Source organism: Mongoliibacter ruber (assembly GCF_003003005.1).
GTDB classification, from domain to species: Bacteria; Bacteroidota; Bacteroidia; order Cytophagales; family Cyclobacteriaceae; genus Mongoliibacter; species Mongoliibacter ruber.
Window position 1 is genome coordinate 293,793 of record NZ_PVTR01000007.1, and the last position, 21,276, is coordinate 315,068.

Below are 21,276 nucleotides of genomic sequence, written 5' to 3' on the forward strand. Positions count from 1 at the left end.
AACAGTATAATTAAATGTTCAGTCCATACCCAAATGTAGCCAAATGGTGCCAATTAAAACCGTTACACATATGACACAGCAGAAAATTATTTTAAGGATCAATCACAAACTCAAACAGCCAATTTATCATTGTCATTTTCATCCAATTCTTTGTACTTCCAGATAGCCAAAACTGAAATCACCAATAAAATCAATACCATCCAATATACCCAAACTGGAACGGGTACAGGATCTCCTTTTGCGTAAGAATGCAAGCCTGATAAATAATAATTTACCCCGAATGAGGTCATGATGATAGCACCAAATGCCCATAAACTAGCAAGATTGTATATCAAACCGTTTTTGAAAGCTGGGATCAATCTGAGGTGTAGCACAAAGGCATACACAATGACAGAAATCAAAGCCCAGGTCTCCTTAGGATCCCATGCCCAATACCTTCCCCAACTTTCATTGGCCCATACGCCTCCAAGAAATGTACCGATAGCGAGTAAAAATAAACCTATTGTAATGGACATTTCATTGACCATCTGCAGTTCTCTGAGGCTATTCCACCAAGATTTTTTAGGATGGGATGGTTTAAATATCACCAAGAGTAAACTTAGCAATGCAATGATAGCCGCTAGGGCAAGTGGAGCATAACCGCTGACGATGACAGCAACATGTATCTTGAGCCAGTAAGAATGCAGCACAGGCATCAAATTGGTGATTTCTGGATTGAGCCAGTCGAGAAAACTCACAAATAGGAGCGTGCCTGAAAATAAAAGCCCTAGAGGCACAGTAAATTTAGACTTATTACCAAAGATCAAACCCATCAACAATACGCCCCAGGCAACGAATACCAACATTTCAAAGCCATCACTCCAAGGTGGGTGCTTGGCAATGAACCACCTTAATGCTAAATGAAAAGTGAAGGCCAGCATGCCAATCCATGCCAAAATCAACCCAGCCTTCCAACTATGAAAGATTATGGTTTTGTTTTTAAAGAGCATGGTTATGGCGAGCGCCAACATCAAAGTTCCCAGAAGCCAAAATGGTCCAAATAGCTTTGTGCCCAAGTTGAGACGGTTATAAAGAATCTCAGCCTGTATATCAGTTTGGCTTGGGTAAACTTCTTCGCCCGCTTTTTCCTGATAAAGCGAAATGTAGGATAAGGTCTCTTCTGCCTCTGCCCAGTCTCCAGTATCCATACCTTTTTGAATAGCCTGAAAATACATGGGAGTGATGTTTTTGACAAATATCCCATCTTCTTCTTCAAAACCCTGCATAAACTGTTGACCGGTGTACCAAGTATTGTTAGGGTCAAGTCGGTTTGGGAATAGTCGAAGAAAGTCGCCAGTCAACAGACCATAAAAAATATTGAATCTTTCGTCAGTTTTCAGGAGTTCTTTGTGTCCTTCGTTCCTTTCAGAAGGTTTAAGTTTGTTGGCCTCCTCTACCATATCTTGAATCAGGTAGTTTCCTTCCGCATCCAAAAAGTCATTGAATGCAATCCTGTCATTGGATTGTATGCCTAAGGTTTGAAATACCTCAAATGACTTTTCTTTGTCAACCTTGATTAAAGGAAGTTCACTGTAAGCCCTCGGATCCATTTGTACTTCCAAAAGAAACTGCTCAGGAGTTAACCTTATGTCTTCTTTTTCCCCGGGTATACTGATATAGCTTTTACCTGTCAGTTTTCTGGCAATTTCATTGGCCAAGGTATTCAAGGGCTTCATCCTGCCGTCCAAATCCTGAACAATCAATTTTCCATAAGATTCGGCGTGATGGGTGGGCACTATTTTCGGATAGCCTTCTTCTGATGGGTTTTGAGGCTTGACCATTCCCCAGCTGGCCATGACCAATAAGAATCCAGCCAACAGGTAGCTGACCTTACCAAATCCCACAGGAGTTTCCTGATCCCTTTTTTTGCCTTGCTGGATTTTGGAAAGTTTGAAATTAAGGATCCTAAACCTACTTCCTTTTGCAAATAAGGTCAGCAGCATGCCTAATGTCAAAAGGGTGTAACCCAAGTAAGTGATGTATGTACCAGGTCTGTCTTGATTGACTGAAAGGACAGTACCTCTTTCATCCGTATCATATGAAGACTGGTAAAATCTGAACCCTCGGTAATCAAGGACATTGTTCATGAAAATCCGGAAAGGAAACTCATCTCCCTTATCCATCACCATGACTTCACTGGCATAGCTGGACGGGCTTTGGCTTCCTGGATAGCGCTCCAGTTCAAATGCATTCAGGTAAAGAGAAAAAGGCAATGAAATAGGTTTGGGGCCAAATGTCATCGCATATTGTTGACCGGCATGTGCAAAAGAAGTCCAAGTGGGTTTGAAACTCACCATTTTGACATAGGCAGAAGAAACATCATTTCCATCTTCATCTTGGATTTTGTAGTGGATTACATCCAAAAGGTTTTTGGCGATTGCTTCATCTTCCTCAGCAACATAAGTCAAAGACACACTTTCATGGATATCTCTTACCAAAAATGCACCCTCATCCCACTGGTAGAGGGTCATAAGCTTGAAAACTTGTGTTTCTCCAGCGTGTAAGTTGCTCATTTGTTGTGTGTTCATATCCATTATCTGAAGATGAACATCTGAGCTTATTTTCCAGATTCCGGATTCTTTAAAAAGTCTGACAGGGTGTTCAGTATCATTTTGGGTGCTAAGCGTCAATCCTCCAAGCCTGATGTATTTTCCCTGATCAACCAAAAAATCCTCTCTGCCGCCTTCCATGGCCACGGCAATTTGAAAGAAGGTTTCATTTCCGGGTATAAAGTCTTCTGTGGCCCCTTGGATGTATTCTTCGAAAACCACATTGAATTTTTTGTCCCCGATTGTGGCAGAGATTTTTTTGCTCTTGAAACCTTTTGGTAAAAACTGTAAAGGTTTTTCAAAGCTCTGTGGGGATTCGTTTCCGGATTCTCTTAATTGGAAATAATGGGCTGTTGTGTGAAAAGTATCTACTTCCTGACCTTGCCGGATATGCATGATTCCCTCTTCACTCAGGTATCTTGTGACACCTGCACCAAAGATGATGATCACAAAAGCAATATGGAATAGACCTACGGGCCACCTGTTTTTATGGAAAAGTTTGTATTGCTTGATATGTGCTATGAAATTGACAGCCATCCAAACCATAATCACTTCAAACCACCAAGCATCGTAGACCAAACCTCTTGCTACAGCAGTGCCGTGGTCATTTTCGATAAAGGTTGCCACGCCCATCGCACCGGCAAAGGCAATAAGAAGTACTAAGGTGACTTTGGTAGAGAATATGGCTTTTAAATATTTCATAATTAGAGAAGTATACCGATAAATCTATTTTTCATGGTAGGCCTAAATATCAACATCAGGTAGGCCCAGTTTTGAGTACTTTTTGGATTGCCCACTCCCTGAATTTTGCGGGTAAATACTTCCGTTGCAAAAAACTGACTGTATCCCCCTTGGATAGAAAAGGCCTCATTGACAATCCATCCCATGGTCAAATCCAACTCTGAACCGAAATACCTTCCCTCAGGAGGTGTTGGTGAAAAGTCATTGATGATTCTAAATATTTCAGTGTTGGAATAAAACAAATGGTAGTCAGCTTGAAAGAACAAGTTTTTGCTGAAAGCATACCTGGACTTGATAAAATAATCTTCCAAACCTTCCATGTTTTCATGTGCGCCACCTACATAAAACAAGTCCATATAGCCATTGAATAAGTGGTTCGTACCATACAATGGGTTATATGCATTATTATCCAAGGTTCTGGCATTGTCCCCACTGATATGTTCTAATCCTGCTGATAGGGTCCAGATTTTGCCTTCCTCACGGTTGACAGGAATGGTGTGGTTATAAGCTATGCTAAAGTTGTAGGCGTTGATATTTCTAAAACCACTCATATCCTCCCCGAATTGATGGTAGTAAAAAGCGGAAACCTGGGAATTGCCAGAATTGTACTTCAGGGTAGGTATACCGATAGTTGACCTATACCTTACACCTCTATCCCTTATCTCTCCGGTAGCAGCATCAATATCCTGCCACTCCCTGCCATCATTCCAGAAAAGAGCTGAAAAAGAGACTTTTCCCCATTTGTTTTCATAGCGGGCCATTTGAGCGACCTTGTATTGATTGGGTGTAAAAAAAGGCTGGTCAGTCAATGCCAAGCTTGTCTGGTTATAGCCGCCTCCAAAATGGAATTTCATATCTTCTTTCTCATGTTGAAAAAGGAGGAAATCATGTGCTCGTGCTTGCAAAGCCCAATCTAGGTTTCCCAGAAATCGGAAATTATCATAGTTGAGTTCTTGCCTACCGATTTTGATTTTCCAATTCTCTTTGATTTTGGCAGTGGCCCAAGCTTCATGTACAGATAGGAAATTGTCAGAGGCTTTGACCTGAGGCGTACTTCCAAAAATCCTAATATCCTGTACAGACATAAAAAAGCTGAAGTTTTCCATTTCATACTTGGCTTGAAGCCTTGCACGGTGTCCCATAAAAGCAAAAGGATCTGCAGAATCTTCTATTAATCTGCCAAAACCATTTCTGAATTCAGAGCGCTGAATGTATTGACCATCCACACTGAATTGGGCGTGTAGGTGAAAACAGGGCAAACTTATCAAAAGCAGCCCTAAGAATAATTTGGAGGTTTTCATGGTAATAGAAGTTTACCTGCTACTTACTGTTTTCACTTCTTTTTGAGCTTCACGGGCTTTACCTGCTTTTAGCCATTGAGGGATTACCTGTTCAAGGAATTTTTCTTTTTCAGCTTTTTCTTTTTCTATATCTAGACCGATATAGGTTTGAAGTGTGGCTTTGTTGTTGAAATCAGGCATTTCTACAGGGTGGTTGTGACCCAAATCCGCCAAAACTCTTGTCAATTTGATACGGGTTTCCTGAATGATTCCTGTAGCAGAAGTAATGATCCTACTGGATTCAAGTGGTGCGTGGAAAGCACCTCCGTGTGAGGCAACGACAAAATCCCATCTCCACTGCGCATGCCTGATACCCTGCTGGATTTCCTTCATTTGGGAATCGCTGGCACCAAGTTCCCAAGCTTTACCAGCTTCAATATGTGCCATGGCAATAAGTTTCTGGAGTTTGGATGAGCCTTCTTTGACCTTGCGCTGTCTGTCATAGACATCGGTCATCAAATCTTCTTGTTTTTCCCTGTGGCAGACGAAACACGAGTTTTCTACATTCTGAAGAGGTGAACCAATATGGTGATCAGTGAATTTTTGTCCCCCTTCATTTTTGTACGGCATATGACAATCTGCACAGGAAACCCCTCTTTTTGCATGAACACTCATTTCGTACAGCTCATAGTCAGGGTGTTGCGCTTTGATCATTCTGGTTTTACTTATTGGGTGTGTCCAATCAGCAAAATCTATATTATCAAAATAGGATTCCATTGATTCTACATTCAAGCCATCTTTCCAAGGGAATACGAGGTAGTTTGCACCTTCTTTGCCAGGTTTATCTTTGTCAAAATAATATTCTACATGGCACTGCGCACAAACCAAAGAGCGCATTTCCTGATGTGATGCTTGGTTGATATCTTTTCCCATGGATTCGAAAGCCTCTATCAAAGCGGGTCTCGTGATGGTCAAATTCATAGTTTCAGGATTATGGCAATCAGCACAACCAATGGGATTGATTACTTCTGATCCAAAATCTGAAAGTTTTTTGCTGTAATACTCAGTCACACCCAACTCGCTCATCAATCTGGGTACATCGGGGCTTTTACAAGTCCAACAAGTGGAAGGCATTACACCGTCTCCTGGCTCCATAGGAGATCCAATTCGAAGAGTGTTTTGGACATCAGTGACTGCCCATGCATGCCCTCGTGGGTGATTGTAATCTTTACTGAAAGCATATCCAGCCCAAAGGATCACCAATTCCGGTTGATCGTCCAATACATCCTTGAAGCCAGATGTATTGTACATACTTTGGAAAGTAGTGTCTTTTGTTTTCATGTAGGACTGGTACTGTCTTGGGTAGTTGAGACCCCATACAGAATCTCTGGGTTCAATACCTTCAAGCTTCACCTTGGGCTGATAGGCAAAGCGTGCTTCAGTTTTCCTATCCATTATAGTATAGGCCAACATGGCCAAGAGGAAAACGATGACGGCTGTTAATCCAAAAAGAATCCAATTTTTCATATTGCTGTGGTTTATTTTCTGTTATTTATTTGACTTCATAGATTCCTTGAGCCATTTAGGGATGATTTCGAGATCCGGTGGAGCATGTGCACGAATGGGTTCTATCTGGTGACCTACTGAGGCCAAGGATCTGATTTTTCCGTGGGGCACTTCTCTGTGGCATTCCCAACAAAGGCGGTCTGTTCTATGAGGGTGGTGATTTTCTACTGCATCCATCAGCTTGGCATCTGTCACTTGATTTTCATGACATCTGATGCAATTGTTTTGGATTACTTTAATGGATGGTTCTAGGGCCCTTATGACTTGGGGTTCTGCCCTTAAAGTGAAAATAGTCGAGTGATACAAACCGTCTTTTGCCTTGAAAAAGTACTTACTGGCAATATTATCATGTGGGACATGGCAGTCATTGCAATGAGCAACTTCCCTATGTGAACTCCTGGTCCAGGTAATATACTGAGGTGTCATCAGGTGACAGTTGACACAAGCTTGAGGATCATCAGAGAGGTATGAAGCGGCATTGCTAAGCCTGATCATATAGATTCCTAGTCCAAAGATGGCAGCTACCAAAACTGTTGCAGCAGGGCGCCATTTTCTTGGAGGAATAAGGCTGAATTTAAAAAGGCTTTTTTTAAATCTGTGGTAGTGGCTCATGGGTGTTTATTCCTTTGAAGAAACAATACTATAGGTTAAAAATAAGACAAACTATGACCAATGTCATGTGTTTGCCTTTTTTTTAAATATGTAGGTGAATGCAATTTTCATAAGAAAGACCCTATTTCATGCTGTAAAATGATTTAAACAGGGATATTTTATTTTGAAAAAAATATTAAATAATAGCTTTTGTTTCTTTTCAAATTCAGGATTTTATGCTGTTAGGCCTAAAAGGCAACGAAAAACAAACAGGGTTGCGACACTTAGCACCTCAAATTGCCGATCATACAATTTGCAATCGGATTTTCAGCGAAATATTTTTTAGATTTTAACATGGATAGAAGAACTGCCCTTAAATCATTGGCCATCACAGTGTGGGGAATGATGGTGCTGCCGGGATGTAATCCGGATGAGATTCAGGAAACTGAACTGCTTTATAAAAGCTTGCCCCTAGATGAGACCCAAAGAAATAACCTGAGATTAATGGTTGACACATTTTTACCAGAGACAGACAGTAAAGGTGGTGTTGAATTAAGTGTACATGAATTTGTCAATAAGCTACTCGCCAATTGTTACGAAGAGGAAATTCAAAAATCATTTCTGGATGGTCTGAATATTTTGGAAAACAAGTCTCAGGAATTGGCACAGGTTTCTTTTGACAAAAACAGTAGCAGTCAAAGAGAAGCGATTTTGATGCAGATGGATGATGAAGAAAAAATTGAGGAAAAGGCATTTTTCGATTTATCAAAAGAGCTTGTCATATTAGGCTATACCAGTTCTGAATATTTCCTGACCAATTTCACCAATTATGAAATGATCCCCGGTGGCTATGACGGCTGCGTTCCGGTACCTAACCAACCTTATAAAATCTGATCCATGCCAAACCTAAACCTAAGTGCAAAAAATGAAATGACCTATGATGCAATTGTCATTGGGTCGGGTATCAGTGGGGGATGGGCAGCCAAGGAATTGTCCGAAAAAGGACTTAAGACCTTGGTCTTGGAGAGAGGCCGTGATGTCAAGCATATAAAGGATTACCCTACAGCTACGAAAAACCCATGGGATTTTGAATTTGGGGGCAAGCTTCCTCTTGAACAGCAAAAAGAATTTGGCAGGAGAGGAGCGAGAATTCATGAGTCCACTGCACACTTTTGGATGAAAGAAGGAGAACAGGAAACCGTTCAGGAAAAACCTTTTCAATGGACCAGGGGGTACCAAGTAGGGGGGAAATCCTTGCTTTGGGCCAGGCAAACGCAAAGGTGGTCGGACTATGATTTTGAAGGTCCCGCTAGGGACGGTTACGCGGTGGATTGGCCAATAAGATATCAGGATCTTGCACCTTGGTACAGCCATGTAGAGAAATTTTCTGGAATTTCAGGAAACAAGGATGGTTTGCCACAATTACCTGATGGTGAATTTCTGAAGCCATTTGACCTAAGCTGTGTGGAAAGACATTTTCAGAAGGTGATTAAAGAGAATTACAACGATAGACATTTGATACATGGAAGGTGTGCACATGTAACAGACCCTCAGCCAATACACCAAGAACAAGGCAGGGCCAAATGTCAGCACCGAAACCTTTGTAACAGGGGTTGTCCCTTTGGAGGTTATTTTTCCTCCAATGCCTCTACCTTACCATGGGCCGAGCGTACTGGTAATATGACCTTGAGACCTCATTCCGTGGTGCATTCCATTATATATGATGAGCAAAAAGGAAAGGCTTCAGGAGTAAGGGTTATAGATTCCAATGACATGAAGGTGTATGAGTATTTTGCCGATGTTATTTTCGTCAATGCTTCTGCACTGAACAGTAATCTTATCTTGCTCAATTCGATTTCTGATCGCTTTCCAAATGGACTTGGTAATGACAATGGGCTCTTAGGGAAGTACATTTCTTGGCATAATTACCGAGGACAGATTTCAGGGAGAAGCGAGGATTTTCAGGATACCATGAGCACCGGCAAAAATCCCTCTCATTCTTACATTCCTAGGTTTAGGAATGTTTTCAAACAGGAAACTGACTTTCTAAGGGGTTATGCTGTAGGCTTTGGGTCTTCATCCAGAGCTGTACAGTTTTCCAGAAGTGGAATTGGGGAAGAGCTTAAAAAGAATTTGATGGATAGAAAACTCGGGCCTTGGTGGGTATCGGGTTGGATGCAAGGTGAAGTGATTCCTATTGAAAGCAATCATGTCAGGTTACATGATAACCTTGCAGACAAATACGGCATTCCGCAACTGGTGCTTTCGTGTGATTGGACTGAAAATGATGATAAAATGGTCAAAGATTATATGGACCAAATGTCAGAGATGTTTGCCCTTGCTGGTTTTACAGATATCAATGCCAGAGATTCCGGATCTCCCCCAGGTTCTGATATCCACGAAATGGGTGGCGTCAGAATGGGACACGATCCAAAGACATCCCTACTCAATCGGTGGAATCAATTGCACCATTGCAAAAATGTCTTTGTGACAGATGGTGCATGTATGACCTCTACAGCAACGCAAAATCCTTCTCTTACATACATGGCTATCACTGCCCGTGCAGCAAATTATGCTGTAGAAGAGTTGAAGAAGGGAAATCTGTAGTTAGGTTTGAAGAGATTGCCCCTTAGACAGTTGTGACAAGGCATCTTTTTGCCTATCTTTTTATTTCTAAAATAAGAATTATGAAAAAAGCTTTTCTGCTATTTGCAAGCCTTTGGTTTGGTCTTGATGTAGCAATTGCCCAATCCTTTTCTATAGAAGAGGTTTCTTTATATTCCTTTCCTTCAGAAATGGTGTCCTCAAAAACGGATAACAAGATTGCTTGGGCAATGAATGAGCAAGGCAAAAGAAATATTTATGTATCACAAGGTCCTGACTTTTCGCACCAAAAGATCACTGAATTCAATTCAGATGATGGTCAGGAAGTCACCTCACTTCAATTTACCCCTGATGGAGGGCAGTTGGTTTTTGTGAGAGGTGGTGAGCATGGAAGCAATTGGCAGCGTAACCAAGGGATGAATCCAGCGCATGGAGCATTAATCCCGAAAGTGGAAATATGGAAAGTGAGTTTTAGTGGAGGAGATGCTAAAATGTTGGCAGAAGGGGATGATCCTTTAGTTTCTCCAAATGGTGAAAAAATCGCCTTTTTGAAAAACGGACAAGTATGGTCAGTGTCAATGGAAGGAGGAGCTGCTTCACAGCTGTTTGAAATCAAGGGAAATGTCGGAGAAATTCACTGGTCGCCTGAAGGCAACACTTTACTGTTTACCGTAAACAGAAGCACCCATTCGTTAGTAGGGGTTTTTGATCTGGAGGCACAAAAGGTCCAATATATATCACCATCTTTTCATAGAGATGGGATGGTGAGATGGTCGCCAAATGGAGAAAAAATTGCTTTTATCAGGAGGCAAGGTGGCAAAGGTGAACCAATGCCTATTTTGGAACAAAGGCATTCTCCTTGGGAAATATGGATAGCTGATGCAAATACAGGAGAGGGAAAAAGAATTTGGAAAGCTCCTGAGACGCTCAGAGGATCTCTTTCTTCTACACACGGTGGTGCCAATCTAAATTGGGCTGATGATAATACCCTTGTCTACTTATCTTACGAAGACGGTTGGCCACATATGTATGCTTTAAATATCAGTGAAGGCTCTACCCGACAATTGACCAAGGGGGAATACATGGTAGAGCATATCAGTTTGAGTCATGATGGTGAGTTCTTGGTTTTTTCAGCCAATACAGGAAAACAGGAGGAAGACATTGACAGGAGGCATATTGGTATGGTCAAAGTGCACGGTGGAGAAATGCAACTTGTAACTGAAGGTGAAGGCATAGAAGCTATTCCTGTGGTATTGTCTGATAATAAACACCTGGCTTATGTTTCTTCAACTTACGCAAGACCATTGTTGCCTACGGTTACCAACAAAGAAACGGGCGACACAAAGCTGTTGGCTGAAGATTTGATTCCATCCGAATTTCCCATTGACCAAATGATTCAACCCAAGCAAGTGACTTTTATGTCACCGGACGGAGTGAAAGTTCATGCGCAATTGTTTGAAAAAGAAGATGGGAAAGATAAAAAACCCGCAGTATTATTTGTCCATGGCGGGCCTCAGAGACAGATGCTTCTTGGGTGGCATTATGGTGATTATTATTCCAATACCTATGCTGTCAACCAAAAACTTGCGGAAATGGGCTTTGTGGTTTTATCGGTCAATTTCAGACTGGGCATAGGTTACGGGTATGAATTTCACAAACCGGCCAGAACTTATTGGCAGGGTGCAGAAGAATATATAGATGTGAAAAAGGCTGGAGAATACTTGGCAGCTTTACCGCAAGTAGATGCTGAAAGGGTTGGTATTTACGGAGGGTCTTATGGGGGGTATTTGACAGCTTTGGCCTTAGGCAAGGATTCTGATCTTTTTGCAGTAGGTGTAGACATACATGGGGTTCATGAATTATCAAGTCGATTGGAAATGCCAGATGGTTTTGAAAAAGCTCCTGATTTCGAAAAAGCACAAAGAACAGCGTGGTATTCTTCTCCTTTGGCCTATTTAGATACCTGGGAATCCCCAGTATTGTTTATTCACGGAGATGATGACAGGAATGTACAGGTTTCCCATACAGTTGATCTGATCAGGAGGTTTGAAGAAAAAGGGAAGCCTTATGAGTCTTTGATTATCCCTGATGATTCTCACCACTGGATGAAGTATGAGAACCTTGTAAAAGTGAATAGGGCAACTGTTGAATTTCTTAAAAAGCATCTTAATCCCTAATGAAGTATAGCCACATCCTTTTGGTATTTTGTTTTTTATGGAGCGGAACTGACGCTTTTTCTCAAAAATTAACTGAGAAAAGAGTGAAAAAACTGTTTGAAGAATCTGCTGTCATGCAGGAGCATTTCGTGGGATTTATATTGCAGGATGAATCGGGTAAAGTTGTATATAGCCAAAATCCTGATATTCATTTTGTACCCGCTTCCAACACTAAACTTCTCACACTTTATGCCGCAATACATATATTGACCGATTCTATTCCTGCAATTGAATATGAGATTTCAGGCGATTCTTTGATAGTTTGGGGGACGGGAGACCCTTCTTTTCTCAATCCCAAACTTGACAATGGTAAAGTGTTTGATTTTTTGAAGCAGTCAGCCCAAGAAATTTACTTGGCAAATCAACCTAACCTGGAATATGAACCGAGTTTTTGGAGATCCGATCCCAGCCATTTTCCGATTTATGCCAATACCATGCTAGTCAAAGCTGATGGAAGTGGGTTTTTAAGTATTTCACCTCGCGCAATGGCGGGATTTTTAAGGCCTGATAGTAGTTACAGCAGCAAGAAATTTGACATTGTCAGGTCTAAAAAGGAAAGCGTTTTATTGTACCCTCTATTGCCAATACCCTCCGATTTTGATGATAAAGTCCCATTTCCAATGAGTATGGAAATGTCAAGGTTTCTTTTGGAAGATACGCTGAAGCGACAAGTGAAAATTGTTGAGAGAAAAAAGACAAAATCACTTGAAACGCTCTATTCGGTACCTTCAGATAGCCTATATAAACATATGATGTTGCCTTCTGATAATTTTATTGCCGAACAGTTGTTGATTCTGTGTTCCTCGGTTCTTGGAGATACATTAGACCCGAAAATTACTATTCGATATGCCAAAGAAAACCTGTTCGAAGGAATAAATCACCCACCTATTTGGGAAGATGGCTCAGGCTTGTCAAGGTATAATTTGTTTACACCAAGAACTATCTTGGAAATTTTAAATAGGGTTGAAACTTTGGTGGGAAGTAAGCAAAGGCTCAGAAATCTTTTGCCAGCTGGAGGCCTATCAGGAACTTTGAAAAATGCCTATGAACTAGATAATGGGGAAGCTTTTGTTTGGGCTAAAACAGGTACACTGAAAAATATGCATTTACAAAGTGGCTGGATTGATACCAGAAAGGGGCAAACATACCGGTTTGTATTTATGAATAATAACTTTGTAAAGCCTACCGAGGAGGTGAGGAAAGAGATGGTTCGGATCATGACCCATATTCATGAGAAGTATTAGCTAGGAATATGTCTCTGTCATTAGAGCAAACCATCTCCAAATCCCCAACTGAAGCCGAGGTGTAAATCTGCTTGCTTGGTATCAAAGGTAAGGCTGGTCAAAGCAGAATAACTACCGATAAAAAATCCTCCGTATCTTAATCCAAACCCACCTGTCAAGCCTGCAAAATCAAAGACTGTCCAAGGTGAATAGACTTCAAAATTCCCTAAAATTAACCTAGGGGTCAGCGAATAAAATTCCTGAATAGGCACCTGGGCATTATTTTGTGTATCACCCAAAGCTTTTTGTCCATACAATGAAATTTGAAATTTTTTAATTAAAGTAAAATCAGAATTTAAAGCAATCACAGTGGGCATGCTTAAAGTATTGATTGTTTTTTCAGATGTATTGGTAAACAAAGCACTTTGTAAGAAAAGGGACTCTACCTCCTGAAGATTGGATGAAAGATCCCTAAGGTCAAAACTAGTACCCTCTGGAATATTCATTCCATAAGTTCTCGTGATTTGACCGTTTCCATAATTGATGTTACCAAGATTTCTGACTGTGATACCTGAATTTAACAGTGATCGGTGATTCTTGTTTTTTAACTGATAACTCAAACCCAAATCAAATCCTAAACTTGAAGGATTGCCAAATAAATCAGTATTTAGTTTAAAATTAAAAATTTCAGTTCCGATGATGTTTTCATTGTAGGATAGTTCAATATCCGATCTTGCACCCGTTAAAATCACTTCAGATCCCTCCTGTATCACACTTCCCACAAATTGATCGACAGAGATGTTGGTATAACTTCCAGGTCGTAAAAGCTTTAAATTTCCACCAATTGAAAGTTTTTGCCTATTGCTTTCCAACAAAGTATATGCACCCATAAATCCAATTTCCATCCAATTGGCTTGATTGGCTCTTTGATTACTGGTAGTATTAAGACTTGTAGAAGAAAAGGTTGATTCAAAACTGTTGTCTATAAGGTATTTTCCTAAACTAGGGTCTACATTGATAAAATGAGCAGAAGCCTTAAATTCCGTGGAAAGGCCAAAAGCAAATTTACCCAAATTGATACCAACTGATGGCCCAAGGATGGAAGTTACTGTTCTGCCGTTAAATGGTTGATTGCTGTTTCTGAAAGCCTCAAGAAAGTAGGCATCTTCAGCATTAATAAAATCACCAAAACTCAATGTGTTGTTGCTTAGGGAAATTTGGCTTGAAAAAAAATGAATTTCTACAGTATGAGACAAATTGTTCAAGTCAGCGGGATTCATCACTGCCGAAAGCATTCCTTTTCTCGGACTGCCTTGAATGCCAAAATAATTTTGTTGGGCATTGGCATATTGTGAAATCACAAGAAAGAAAAAGCACAAAAATTTTCTCATTTTCTCAATTTTCAGTGAAACTGTAAAACTAAGAAAAATTAAAGGCTTTTAAATTCTAATTATACTAAGCTAATGTATGAAGTGCTTTTTCAAGTTTCAATTTGACTTCTTTGGCAATGGGTTCAATTGATTTACTGCCCAAAGCAGCTATTGCAGCAACCGGATCCATTGCAGATACTTCGAGTTTGCCATTTTCCAATTGCCTTAAAGTAACATTACAAGGCAACATGGCACTCATATTTGGATCAATCCCAAGCAATTGATCTGCAAAATGAGGATTGCACGCACCAAGTATAAGGAAGGGTTTGTAATCCTTGTCCAACTTTTTTTTCATGGTAGCTTGAATATCTATTTCAGTCAATATTCCGAATCCTTCATTTTTAAGTGCTTCGGTCACTAGCTCTTTTGCTTTCTCAAAATCGTTGGTTTCTATAGTTTTAGTGATGTGGTAGGTCATTTTGTTTTTTATTTAAGTTTTTCAAGTACTATCCTAAAGGTAGATAATCTAAATTCGAATTGCAGTGATTAATGTTACTTAATACATAGAACTTATTGGGAAAATATAATTTGAACTTAGAATCATATATTTAATTTTTATAAATGTCTTTTTCTAATGATAATCCAAAAGGATGTTTTACATCTTAGCTTTTTGTAAATGATTAATTCTGTATTAAATATTCCCATGAAACTTTTATTTCATGCAGGAAAAAATTATTTTGGTATGCCATGCCACACCCGGATCAAAAATACATCGAAGCTTTAATCAAGAATGATAAGGTTTTACTAGATGAGCTGTATAAAAAATATTTTAGTAAAATCAAATGGATGGTTTTGAAAAACAATGGTTCAGAAGAAGATGCAGCTGATCTTTTTCAGGAATCATTGATGGGTATTTACCATAAAGCAAAACTCAGTGATTTTGAACTCACTTGTCCACTCGATGCATTCTTATATATGATTTGCAAAAAGAAGTGGCTCAATGTATTGGCAAAAAGAAAGAATCATGGGGTAACAAATCTAGAAGATCAAGAATATAACCTTGGAGAGGATAGTTTTAGGTTAGCGGACGAATGTCAATTACACGATGAACGGCTTTCATTGCTAAAGTCTAAGCTGACCGAACTTGGGGAGTCCTGTCAGGAACTTTTAAAACTAAGTTGGGAAGGTAACTCTATGGAAGAAGTTGCCAAAATGATGGATTTTACGTATGGTTATGCACGTAAGAAAAAGTCAGAATGCATGGCAAAGCTCACCAAATTGATACAAACTTCTCCTATTTTTAAAACTTTAAAATGGTAATAAGATGGATCAAAATATAATTGATAGGATTGATGCTTACCTTAATGATGAAATGTCTGAGGGTGAGAGAGCTATTTTTGAGGCAGATTTGGAGAATAATCCAGAGCTTAAAAAACAGTATGACCTTTATCGTGAGGTTGATAACTCGATGAGTCACTTATTTTCTAATGATACTAAGGCATTGGAAGAGACTTTAACCAATTTAAGTGAAAAGTATAGTAAAGAAACTCCCCTCAATTCTGATTTTCAAACGAATGATCCGAAGATAAAGCAAATTGATAAACCAAACTACTTCAGATTGATTTCTGCATTGGCAGCCATGTTTATAATGATTTTGGCTGCTTACTTTTTGTTTTTCAGCACAGCTGACTCACAAGATTTGGCACAAAATTATTTTGCTGAAAATCTAACAGAATTGAGCCAAACCATGGGCAATTCGGAAGAATTGATCCAGCAAGGAATTGCCGCTTATAACCTCAAAGATTATAATAGCGCCAGAGAATATTTTGAAGAAGTCTGGAAACAAGATCCGGAAAATAGCGAGGCCTTAAAATATTTGGGTTTGACTTATTTGGCGCAAAAGGACTTTGAAAATGCCTTTTCTTTTTTCGAGCAGTTAACCGCTCTGCCTGATTTGTATAGTAATCCAGGGCTTTTTTACCAAGCAATTACCCTTATGATGAGAAATGAAGGGGCAGATGTCATTAATGCAAAAGAATTACTAAAAGAAGTAGTCCGCCAAAATGCAGAAGGTAGCAAACAAGCTAAAGAGTGGCTGGATCAGATTTGAGTTTATTATAATTTTTATTGATTGCCTAAAACTTTTTATAGGAAGATTTACACCTTCAACAGACCTAGGGCATAAATTTTTACTCCAAGTTGATTTTTTTTTCTGATTAATGGGTAACACCGATATCGATACATGGATATGTGTTTGTAGAACTTGAAAACCACCAAGTATCTATATGAAAAATAACCCTTTAACAAATAAACTTTTAGAATTATGAAAAATCTAGCAATGAAAATGGGTAGACTCATCTTAGTAATGATCATGATGGTAGTCTTAAATGCCGCTTGTAGTGGACCAGAAGAAGATTTTGAACCAATACAGCAGGAGCCACCTCAGGAAGAAACACAGACGGTGGATGAGGCAGATGTGGAAGAAGAAGAGGAAGAAGAAGTTGAGATTCCAGTAAGGTTAGCCATTGAATTGGATGGTCATGATTTTTCTGAAGAGAGCAAAAAAGGCTTTATTCTTGAAAATTATACCAAGCAAGAAGGGGATGTTATTGAAATTAATCTTGTAAGAATTGTTTCAGGAGAGGAAGAAATGTACAAAATACCAGGCTTCGGATATAACGGTGAATCGGGTTATGGCGTCTTATTCTCCTCACCTGATGAAGAAAACGAACACTATGGATTTGAAATCATTTTAAGAAGTGGAAAAGGAGAAAGCTATGATGGTGTAGTTGCTATTATCAGAAATAAATCCTGATGTTATTTTGTTTCTTTTACCAATTTGAGAGCTGCCTAGTATGGGCAGCTCTTTATTTTTTATGACGTTTTTATTATATCAAAATACCTTTGATTTAAATCTTGTAGTTATTGATGATTTTTCTGTATCAGTGATATAATGGGGTACAAAAGATTGTTTAAAAAGCTTCATGCATAGTAAAAAATGTGCTTAGATTTTCTACCTGAACTGGAATCAAAAATATGGAAAACTCAAAAAGGATTTTTTTCATTGATTACACACTAAGCTTTTTTCACTTCATAATGTTATTTTAGTTTTTCATTTAATTTCACCATGAAATAGGCTTTTTTCAGCTTAATTATTTGTCATTTTCTATTATTCATTTTTTTAAATACTCAAAAAGGCTATTCTTTACTTAATTTATGCATTGTATTATTTTGGTTTAAAATATTATATTAGTAAGATTATTTTTTGAATTATTCTCTTTTTATTTGTACGAATGTGGTGTTGATAAAGTATAATGAATTATCCCCCAATTAGCCCTAGAATTATAATGCTTACGAAAAATCTTTTATATCAAATTTGCAGCGAGCTCACAGGAGTATCGGTATTGTTTAAAGTCAAACAAAATGGTTTTAAGGTTTTGTTTGCTTCCAAGCAATTTCTGGAATGGGGTGAAAAAAACTTTGGAATTCGTGAAGATGAAATTTTAGGTTTATCCCTTAATCAAATCATCAAGCTTAAAAAACTTACTTATTTCAAAGGGAACGATTTGAAATCTGATTTAACACATGTGGTCAAATCAGAAGAAACTTCAATATTTAATTCAGAATATACTGATGAAAGTGACAACTACCTTACTATTTCTAATATCCCATTGTTAGACGCAGACGGTTCGGTTGGCCATATTTTACATCAAATTAACTTTGTTGACTCCTTAGAAAGCAGTTCCGGTACTCAAAGTGGTATTTTGATTAATGGAAGTAAAAATGTAGGTCACCTTTTTGAAAACAATCCTCATCCAATGATTATACTGGATGTTGATGGAATGATGAAATCGGTCAACAATACTTTTTTGGAGGAAGTTTTCCCACTCTACAAGTCGAACAAACTTCTCAATGAGGTTTTTGATGTTTTCTCAGAATTGAATATTTCGGACCTGCTTGAACAGACTTTAAATGGCTCTAAAAGTAGGATTGACCTAAAGCTTAGCAAAGGTGATGATAATAGTTATTTTTCAGCAGACTTGATTTCTATGAATGATGACTTGCACATCGTTGCTATATTACATAATGTAACCGAAATCAAGAAAATCAGGAAAGACCTTGTCAAAAAATCAATGCTGATGGAAGATTGTCTCAAATTCCAAAAGCTTGACTTTGAAAAAATGGATGTCAACGAAGTTTTAAAATCAAGCTTATCTTTTATACTAAGTCATTCCGATGCGCATAGAGGGTTGATTTGGGTCAAGGATTTGTCCATAGACGACAAACTTGGCCATCAAAATGAGTTTCTTTTTGACCAATCTTGGCAATCCCATAAACTAAACCCGCTGTTTTTATTTGATGAAAATCAAATGCCCACGAGGAACGAGCCATTTACATTAAGATCCAATGCTTTAGCCAATATTGGTTTATTGGAGAGCTCCGTTTCTGGTTTTGGTAAAAGTATCATTGGAATAACAAGTAGAAAATCAGATCATTTGCTTTTTGTAATATTGCTCCAAATGGATGCCACCAAAGTATTTGATCTTGAGGATAAATACATCATGAATATTGTGTCCTCATGTATATTTTCAGAATTGGCAGGTGTGTTCTCAGGAAGAATGATTTCTGGAGAAGATAGATTTTAGGTATAGTTTAATCAGTAAGATACTTGGATATTTAATTCTCAGGCTAATTTTTTGGTTGCCCGTCGAGTGGTTTCGACGGGCTATTCTTTAGTCTTTGACCTTATTGATTGCGAGCAATTTTAGCATCCATTTAGGAAGGGTTTTTTCTGGATTCCTTTTCTTTAAGTTTAGGTAAAGCCCCAATTTTTCTATGATTGGAACTTTGTGGGTCTCTACAAATTCAATCAAAGTGCCATCTGGATCTTCGCAATATGCAAAGTGACCCGCTGCCTTTCCCATATCAAAACTGTTTGCACTATTGACAGTAAAAGAAAATCCTAAAGTACTGGCCTTCTTTTCCAGATCGACCATGCCAACAATGTCAAAACATATATGGATAAAACCCAAATCACCCCAAAATCTATCCTGATATATTTTATTGACTTTTCTCTGAGTCGATTGGATGAGTTCGATTTCGGTATTACACAGCAACTCACTAAAAGCTCCGCACCTTTGTGACGAAGATTGAAGTTTGACACGATGCAATGGTTCTTCTTGACCTAGAATGCCATTCAAGTCACTTTGAATTCCGGATTCTTGATAGGTTAAATCGGGGTAATCAAGTAGACTCTTGTAAAATGGCATTGATAAATTGATATCACTTACTCCAATGATCACCCCGGCAACTCCTCCTGTAAGGCTTTTATTCTTTCCAAACCAAGAGTCGCTTTCTACTATTTGAAATAAATTATGATAAGGATCTTTTACAAAGAAATGACTTTTTCCATCTGGTGATTTTTCTATTTCGCTTAAAACATTTAGCCCTTCTGCTTTATAGAAATGGTATGTTTTTTTGATATCTCTGGTTTTGATTTTTACTGCATTGATCCCCAAGTCACCAAGAAGTATTTCGTTTTTTGGAAAAAGCGGTGTCTTACTTGTGTATTGCCATATTTCAAAACCGCCTCCTCCTTGCATATTCATTGCCAAGATTGCATATCGCTCTTCAGCAATTCCATCTGTATACCTAGTCATCAACCTCGCAGTAGAGGCATCTTCAAAAACAGGAACATCCATTCCAAAATACCTTCTATACCATTTCCATGCTTCTTTGGCATCGCATACCCCGATTCCTATTTGTTGGATACCGCTGATGATAGGTAAGTCTTTTTTGGAATTTGATTGATACCCCATAATTACTATCTGTAGTTTAATAGCTTACTGTATATGTTTTTGAGTTTAAGTGGATGAATTTTGAGAAAGAACAGCCCAAATACTAGCAAATTTACCAGTTGAACTCTCAACCATGAATTTGTTTCGTACTTCCTAGCCGAAACCAAAATTTGTTTTGGAATCACTTTGAACCTATACTTTTTCCTTATTCTCCTCACTATATCAAAATCCTCCATGATGCAGTAGTACTCATTGAATCCGCCTAATTGTTCAAATACAGCTTTCTTTATGAAGAGGGTCTGGTCTCCACCTCCTGAAAGCACACCATCAAATTTCGTGAACCAAGAATTGATTTTTAATAGTCTTGAAGGAGAATCAAATGCATAAGCATAACAGCCTGCATCATAATTGTCCTCCAAAGCATCAAAGATGTCTTCATGAAAAAATGTAGGAATACGGGTGTCAGCATGAACAAAGTATAAGATCTCACCCTTTGCTGCGGCCGCACCATGATTCATTTGAAAGGCTCTGCCACATCGTGGAGAATGTAAAAATCGAAATCCATTTGAGGATACCAAGTGTTGGCTATTGTCTTTACTTCCTCCATCAACTATTATCAGTTCAAACTCAAAAGCCTCACCAATCTTTTGAAAGAAGGGTAGGAGCTCCTCCAAGTTGTCAGCCTCATTTAGTACCGGTATGATGATGCTGATTTTGTTATTTAGATCTTCTGCTGACGACATAATTCTTGATGGGACTCTGCATCACAGCTTTTATAAACTGGCCATTTTGATAATAAAATCTGTTCTTATTTCCATTTACTAATATTTCATAATAGTCTTTTTTCTCAGCAATAACTGATAATAGACCGAAGGTTTCAGCCATAAAAACTTGATTGTTCTTAGGTTCTTCGAAATAGAGTTTTGAAGTACTATAAGCAATTAAATCTGGCAAGCTTTCTTGATTCTCAAATTTGTAACTGGTGACATTTACATGGTAGTATTCACCGTTCCATCCAACATTGCTGGAAAAATCGCCTTTGTTTGAAGTCGTATTGGATATAGTATTAAGCAAAAACCCATCTTGGTAGATAGCCTCCGAGTCAAACATCACCTCGACCCATGTAAAGAACCAAAATTTCACCTGACTATTTATTTCCAGGATTTCTTTATCTTCAATTTTATGCTTTGTAGCTTTCATTTCTCCGATTTTAATACCAGCCACAGAAATATCCAGGTCAATGACTTCCTGGCCTTGCCCGTAGTGAACCAAACAAAGCCAGAAAAACATTGCTAGGAG

Annotated in this window: 17 protein-coding genes; 8 read left to right on the forward strand and 9 right to left on the reverse strand. The window is 38.7% G+C overall.

The window, feature by feature from the left end:
* Positions 1-110 precede the first annotated feature (110 nt).
* Genes CLW00_RS13465 through nrfH form a run of 4 tightly spaced genes read right to left on the reverse strand, consistent with a single transcriptional unit; the run spans position 111 to position 6,787 of the window.
* Positions 111-3,290, reverse strand: a complete 3,180-nt coding sequence (locus CLW00_RS13465) for a cytochrome c biogenesis protein CcsA (RefSeq protein ID WP_106134201.1) — start codon at positions 3,288-3,290, stop codon at positions 111-113.
* Positions 3,291-3,292: 2 nt separating this feature from the next.
* Positions 3,293-4,630, reverse strand: coding sequence for an alginate export family protein (locus CLW00_RS13470; protein ID WP_106134202.1), 1,338 nt, complete (start codon positions 4,628-4,630; stop codon positions 3,293-3,295).
* Between the two features lie 12 nt (positions 4,631-4,642).
* A complete protein-coding gene (gene nrfA / locus CLW00_RS13475; protein ID WP_106134203.1) occupies positions 4,643-6,136 on the reverse strand; it encodes an ammonia-forming cytochrome c nitrite reductase in 1,494 nt (497 codons plus the stop codon).
* A gap of 21 nt (positions 6,137-6,157) precedes the next feature.
* Positions 6,158-6,787, reverse strand: a complete 630-nt coding sequence (gene nrfH / locus CLW00_RS13480) for a cytochrome c nitrite reductase small subunit (RefSeq protein WP_106134204.1) — start codon at positions 6,785-6,787, stop codon at positions 6,158-6,160.
* A gap of 333 nt (positions 6,788-7,120) precedes the next feature.
* Here nrfH and CLW00_RS13485 point away from each other — a divergent pair, with 333 nt between their 5' ends.
* The 4 genes from CLW00_RS13485 to CLW00_RS13500 all read left to right on the forward strand — a co-directional run bounded on the left by CLW00_RS13485 (position 7,121) and on the right by CLW00_RS13500 (position 12,830).
* On the forward strand, positions 7,121-7,660 hold the full coding sequence (locus tag CLW00_RS13485; protein WP_106134205.1) for a gluconate 2-dehydrogenase subunit 3 family protein: 540 nt from the start codon (positions 7,121-7,123) through the stop codon (positions 7,658-7,660).
* Between the two features lie 3 nt (positions 7,661-7,663).
* Positions 7,664-9,373 carry a GMC oxidoreductase gene (locus CLW00_RS13490; RefSeq protein WP_106134206.1) on the forward strand — a complete coding sequence of 570 codons (1,710 nt, stop codon included), beginning with the start codon at positions 7,664-7,666 and terminating at the stop codon, positions 9,371-9,373.
* Positions 9,374-9,453: 80 nt separating this feature from the next.
* Entirely contained in the window at positions 9,454-11,547 is a 2,094-nt protein-coding gene (locus CLW00_RS13495) for a S9 family peptidase (protein WP_106134207.1), read from the forward strand.
* Positions 11,548-11,630: 83 nt separating this feature from the next.
* Positions 11,631-12,830 (forward strand): D-alanyl-D-alanine carboxypeptidase, encoded by a 1,200-nt coding sequence (locus tag CLW00_RS13500; protein WP_170073224.1) that lies wholly within the window; start codon positions 11,631-11,633, stop codon positions 12,828-12,830.
* A gap of 20 nt (positions 12,831-12,850) precedes the next feature.
* Here the strand turns inward: CLW00_RS13500 and CLW00_RS13505 are convergent, their stop codons facing one another.
* Both CLW00_RS13505 and CLW00_RS13510 read right to left on the reverse strand, forming a co-directional pair.
* Entirely contained in the window at positions 12,851-14,200 is a 1,350-nt protein-coding gene (locus tag CLW00_RS13505) for a hypothetical protein (protein ID WP_106134209.1), read from the reverse strand.
* 64 nt (positions 14,201-14,264) lie between these two features.
* Positions 14,265-14,657, reverse strand: coding sequence for a DUF302 domain-containing protein (locus tag CLW00_RS13510; protein WP_106134210.1), 393 nt, complete (start codon positions 14,655-14,657; stop codon positions 14,265-14,267).
* A 269-nt stretch (positions 14,658-14,926) separates the two neighbouring features.
* Here CLW00_RS13510 and CLW00_RS13515 point away from each other — a divergent pair, with 269 nt between their 5' ends.
* The 4 genes from CLW00_RS13515 (at position 14,927) to CLW00_RS13530 (ending at position 18,825) form a co-directional block, all read left to right on the forward strand.
* Positions 14,927-15,499, forward strand: a complete 573-nt coding sequence (locus tag CLW00_RS13515) for an RNA polymerase sigma factor (RefSeq protein ID WP_106134211.1) — start codon at positions 14,927-14,929, stop codon at positions 15,497-15,499.
* 4 nt (positions 15,500-15,503) lie between these two features.
* Positions 15,504-16,289, forward strand: a complete 786-nt coding sequence (locus CLW00_RS13520) for a tetratricopeptide repeat protein (protein WP_106134212.1) — start codon at positions 15,504-15,506, stop codon at positions 16,287-16,289.
* A 213-nt stretch (positions 16,290-16,502) separates the two neighbouring features.
* Positions 16,503-16,994 (forward strand): hypothetical protein, encoded by a 492-nt coding sequence (locus CLW00_RS13525; RefSeq protein ID WP_106134213.1) that lies wholly within the window; start codon positions 16,503-16,505, stop codon positions 16,992-16,994.
* Between the two features lie 532 nt (positions 16,995-17,526).
* Positions 17,527-18,825: a hypothetical protein gene (locus CLW00_RS13530; RefSeq protein ID WP_106134214.1), complete on the forward strand. Its 1,299-nt coding sequence runs from the start codon at positions 17,527-17,529 to the stop codon at positions 18,823-18,825.
* An 87-nt stretch (positions 18,826-18,912) separates the two neighbouring features.
* On the opposite strand, the gene CLW00_RS13535 is transcribed toward CLW00_RS13530, so the two are convergent.
* From CLW00_RS13535 to CLW00_RS13545, 3 genes are read right to left on the reverse strand one after another with little or no spacing between them, the layout of a single operon-like run.
* A complete protein-coding gene (locus CLW00_RS13535; RefSeq protein WP_106134215.1) occupies positions 18,913-19,998 on the reverse strand; it encodes a VOC family protein in 1,086 nt (361 codons plus the stop codon).
* Between the two features lie 5 nt (positions 19,999-20,003).
* Positions 20,004-20,720, reverse strand: a complete 717-nt coding sequence (locus tag CLW00_RS13540) for a TIGR04283 family arsenosugar biosynthesis glycosyltransferase (RefSeq protein WP_106134216.1) — start codon at positions 20,718-20,720, stop codon at positions 20,004-20,006.
* On the reverse strand, positions 20,695-21,267 hold the full coding sequence (locus CLW00_RS13545; protein ID WP_245917293.1) for a DUF6134 family protein: 573 nt from the start codon (positions 21,265-21,267) through the stop codon (positions 20,695-20,697). Before CLW00_RS13545 ends, CLW00_RS13540 begins: the two co-directional genes overlap by 26 nt.
* Positions 21,268-21,276: the final 9 nt, after the last annotated feature.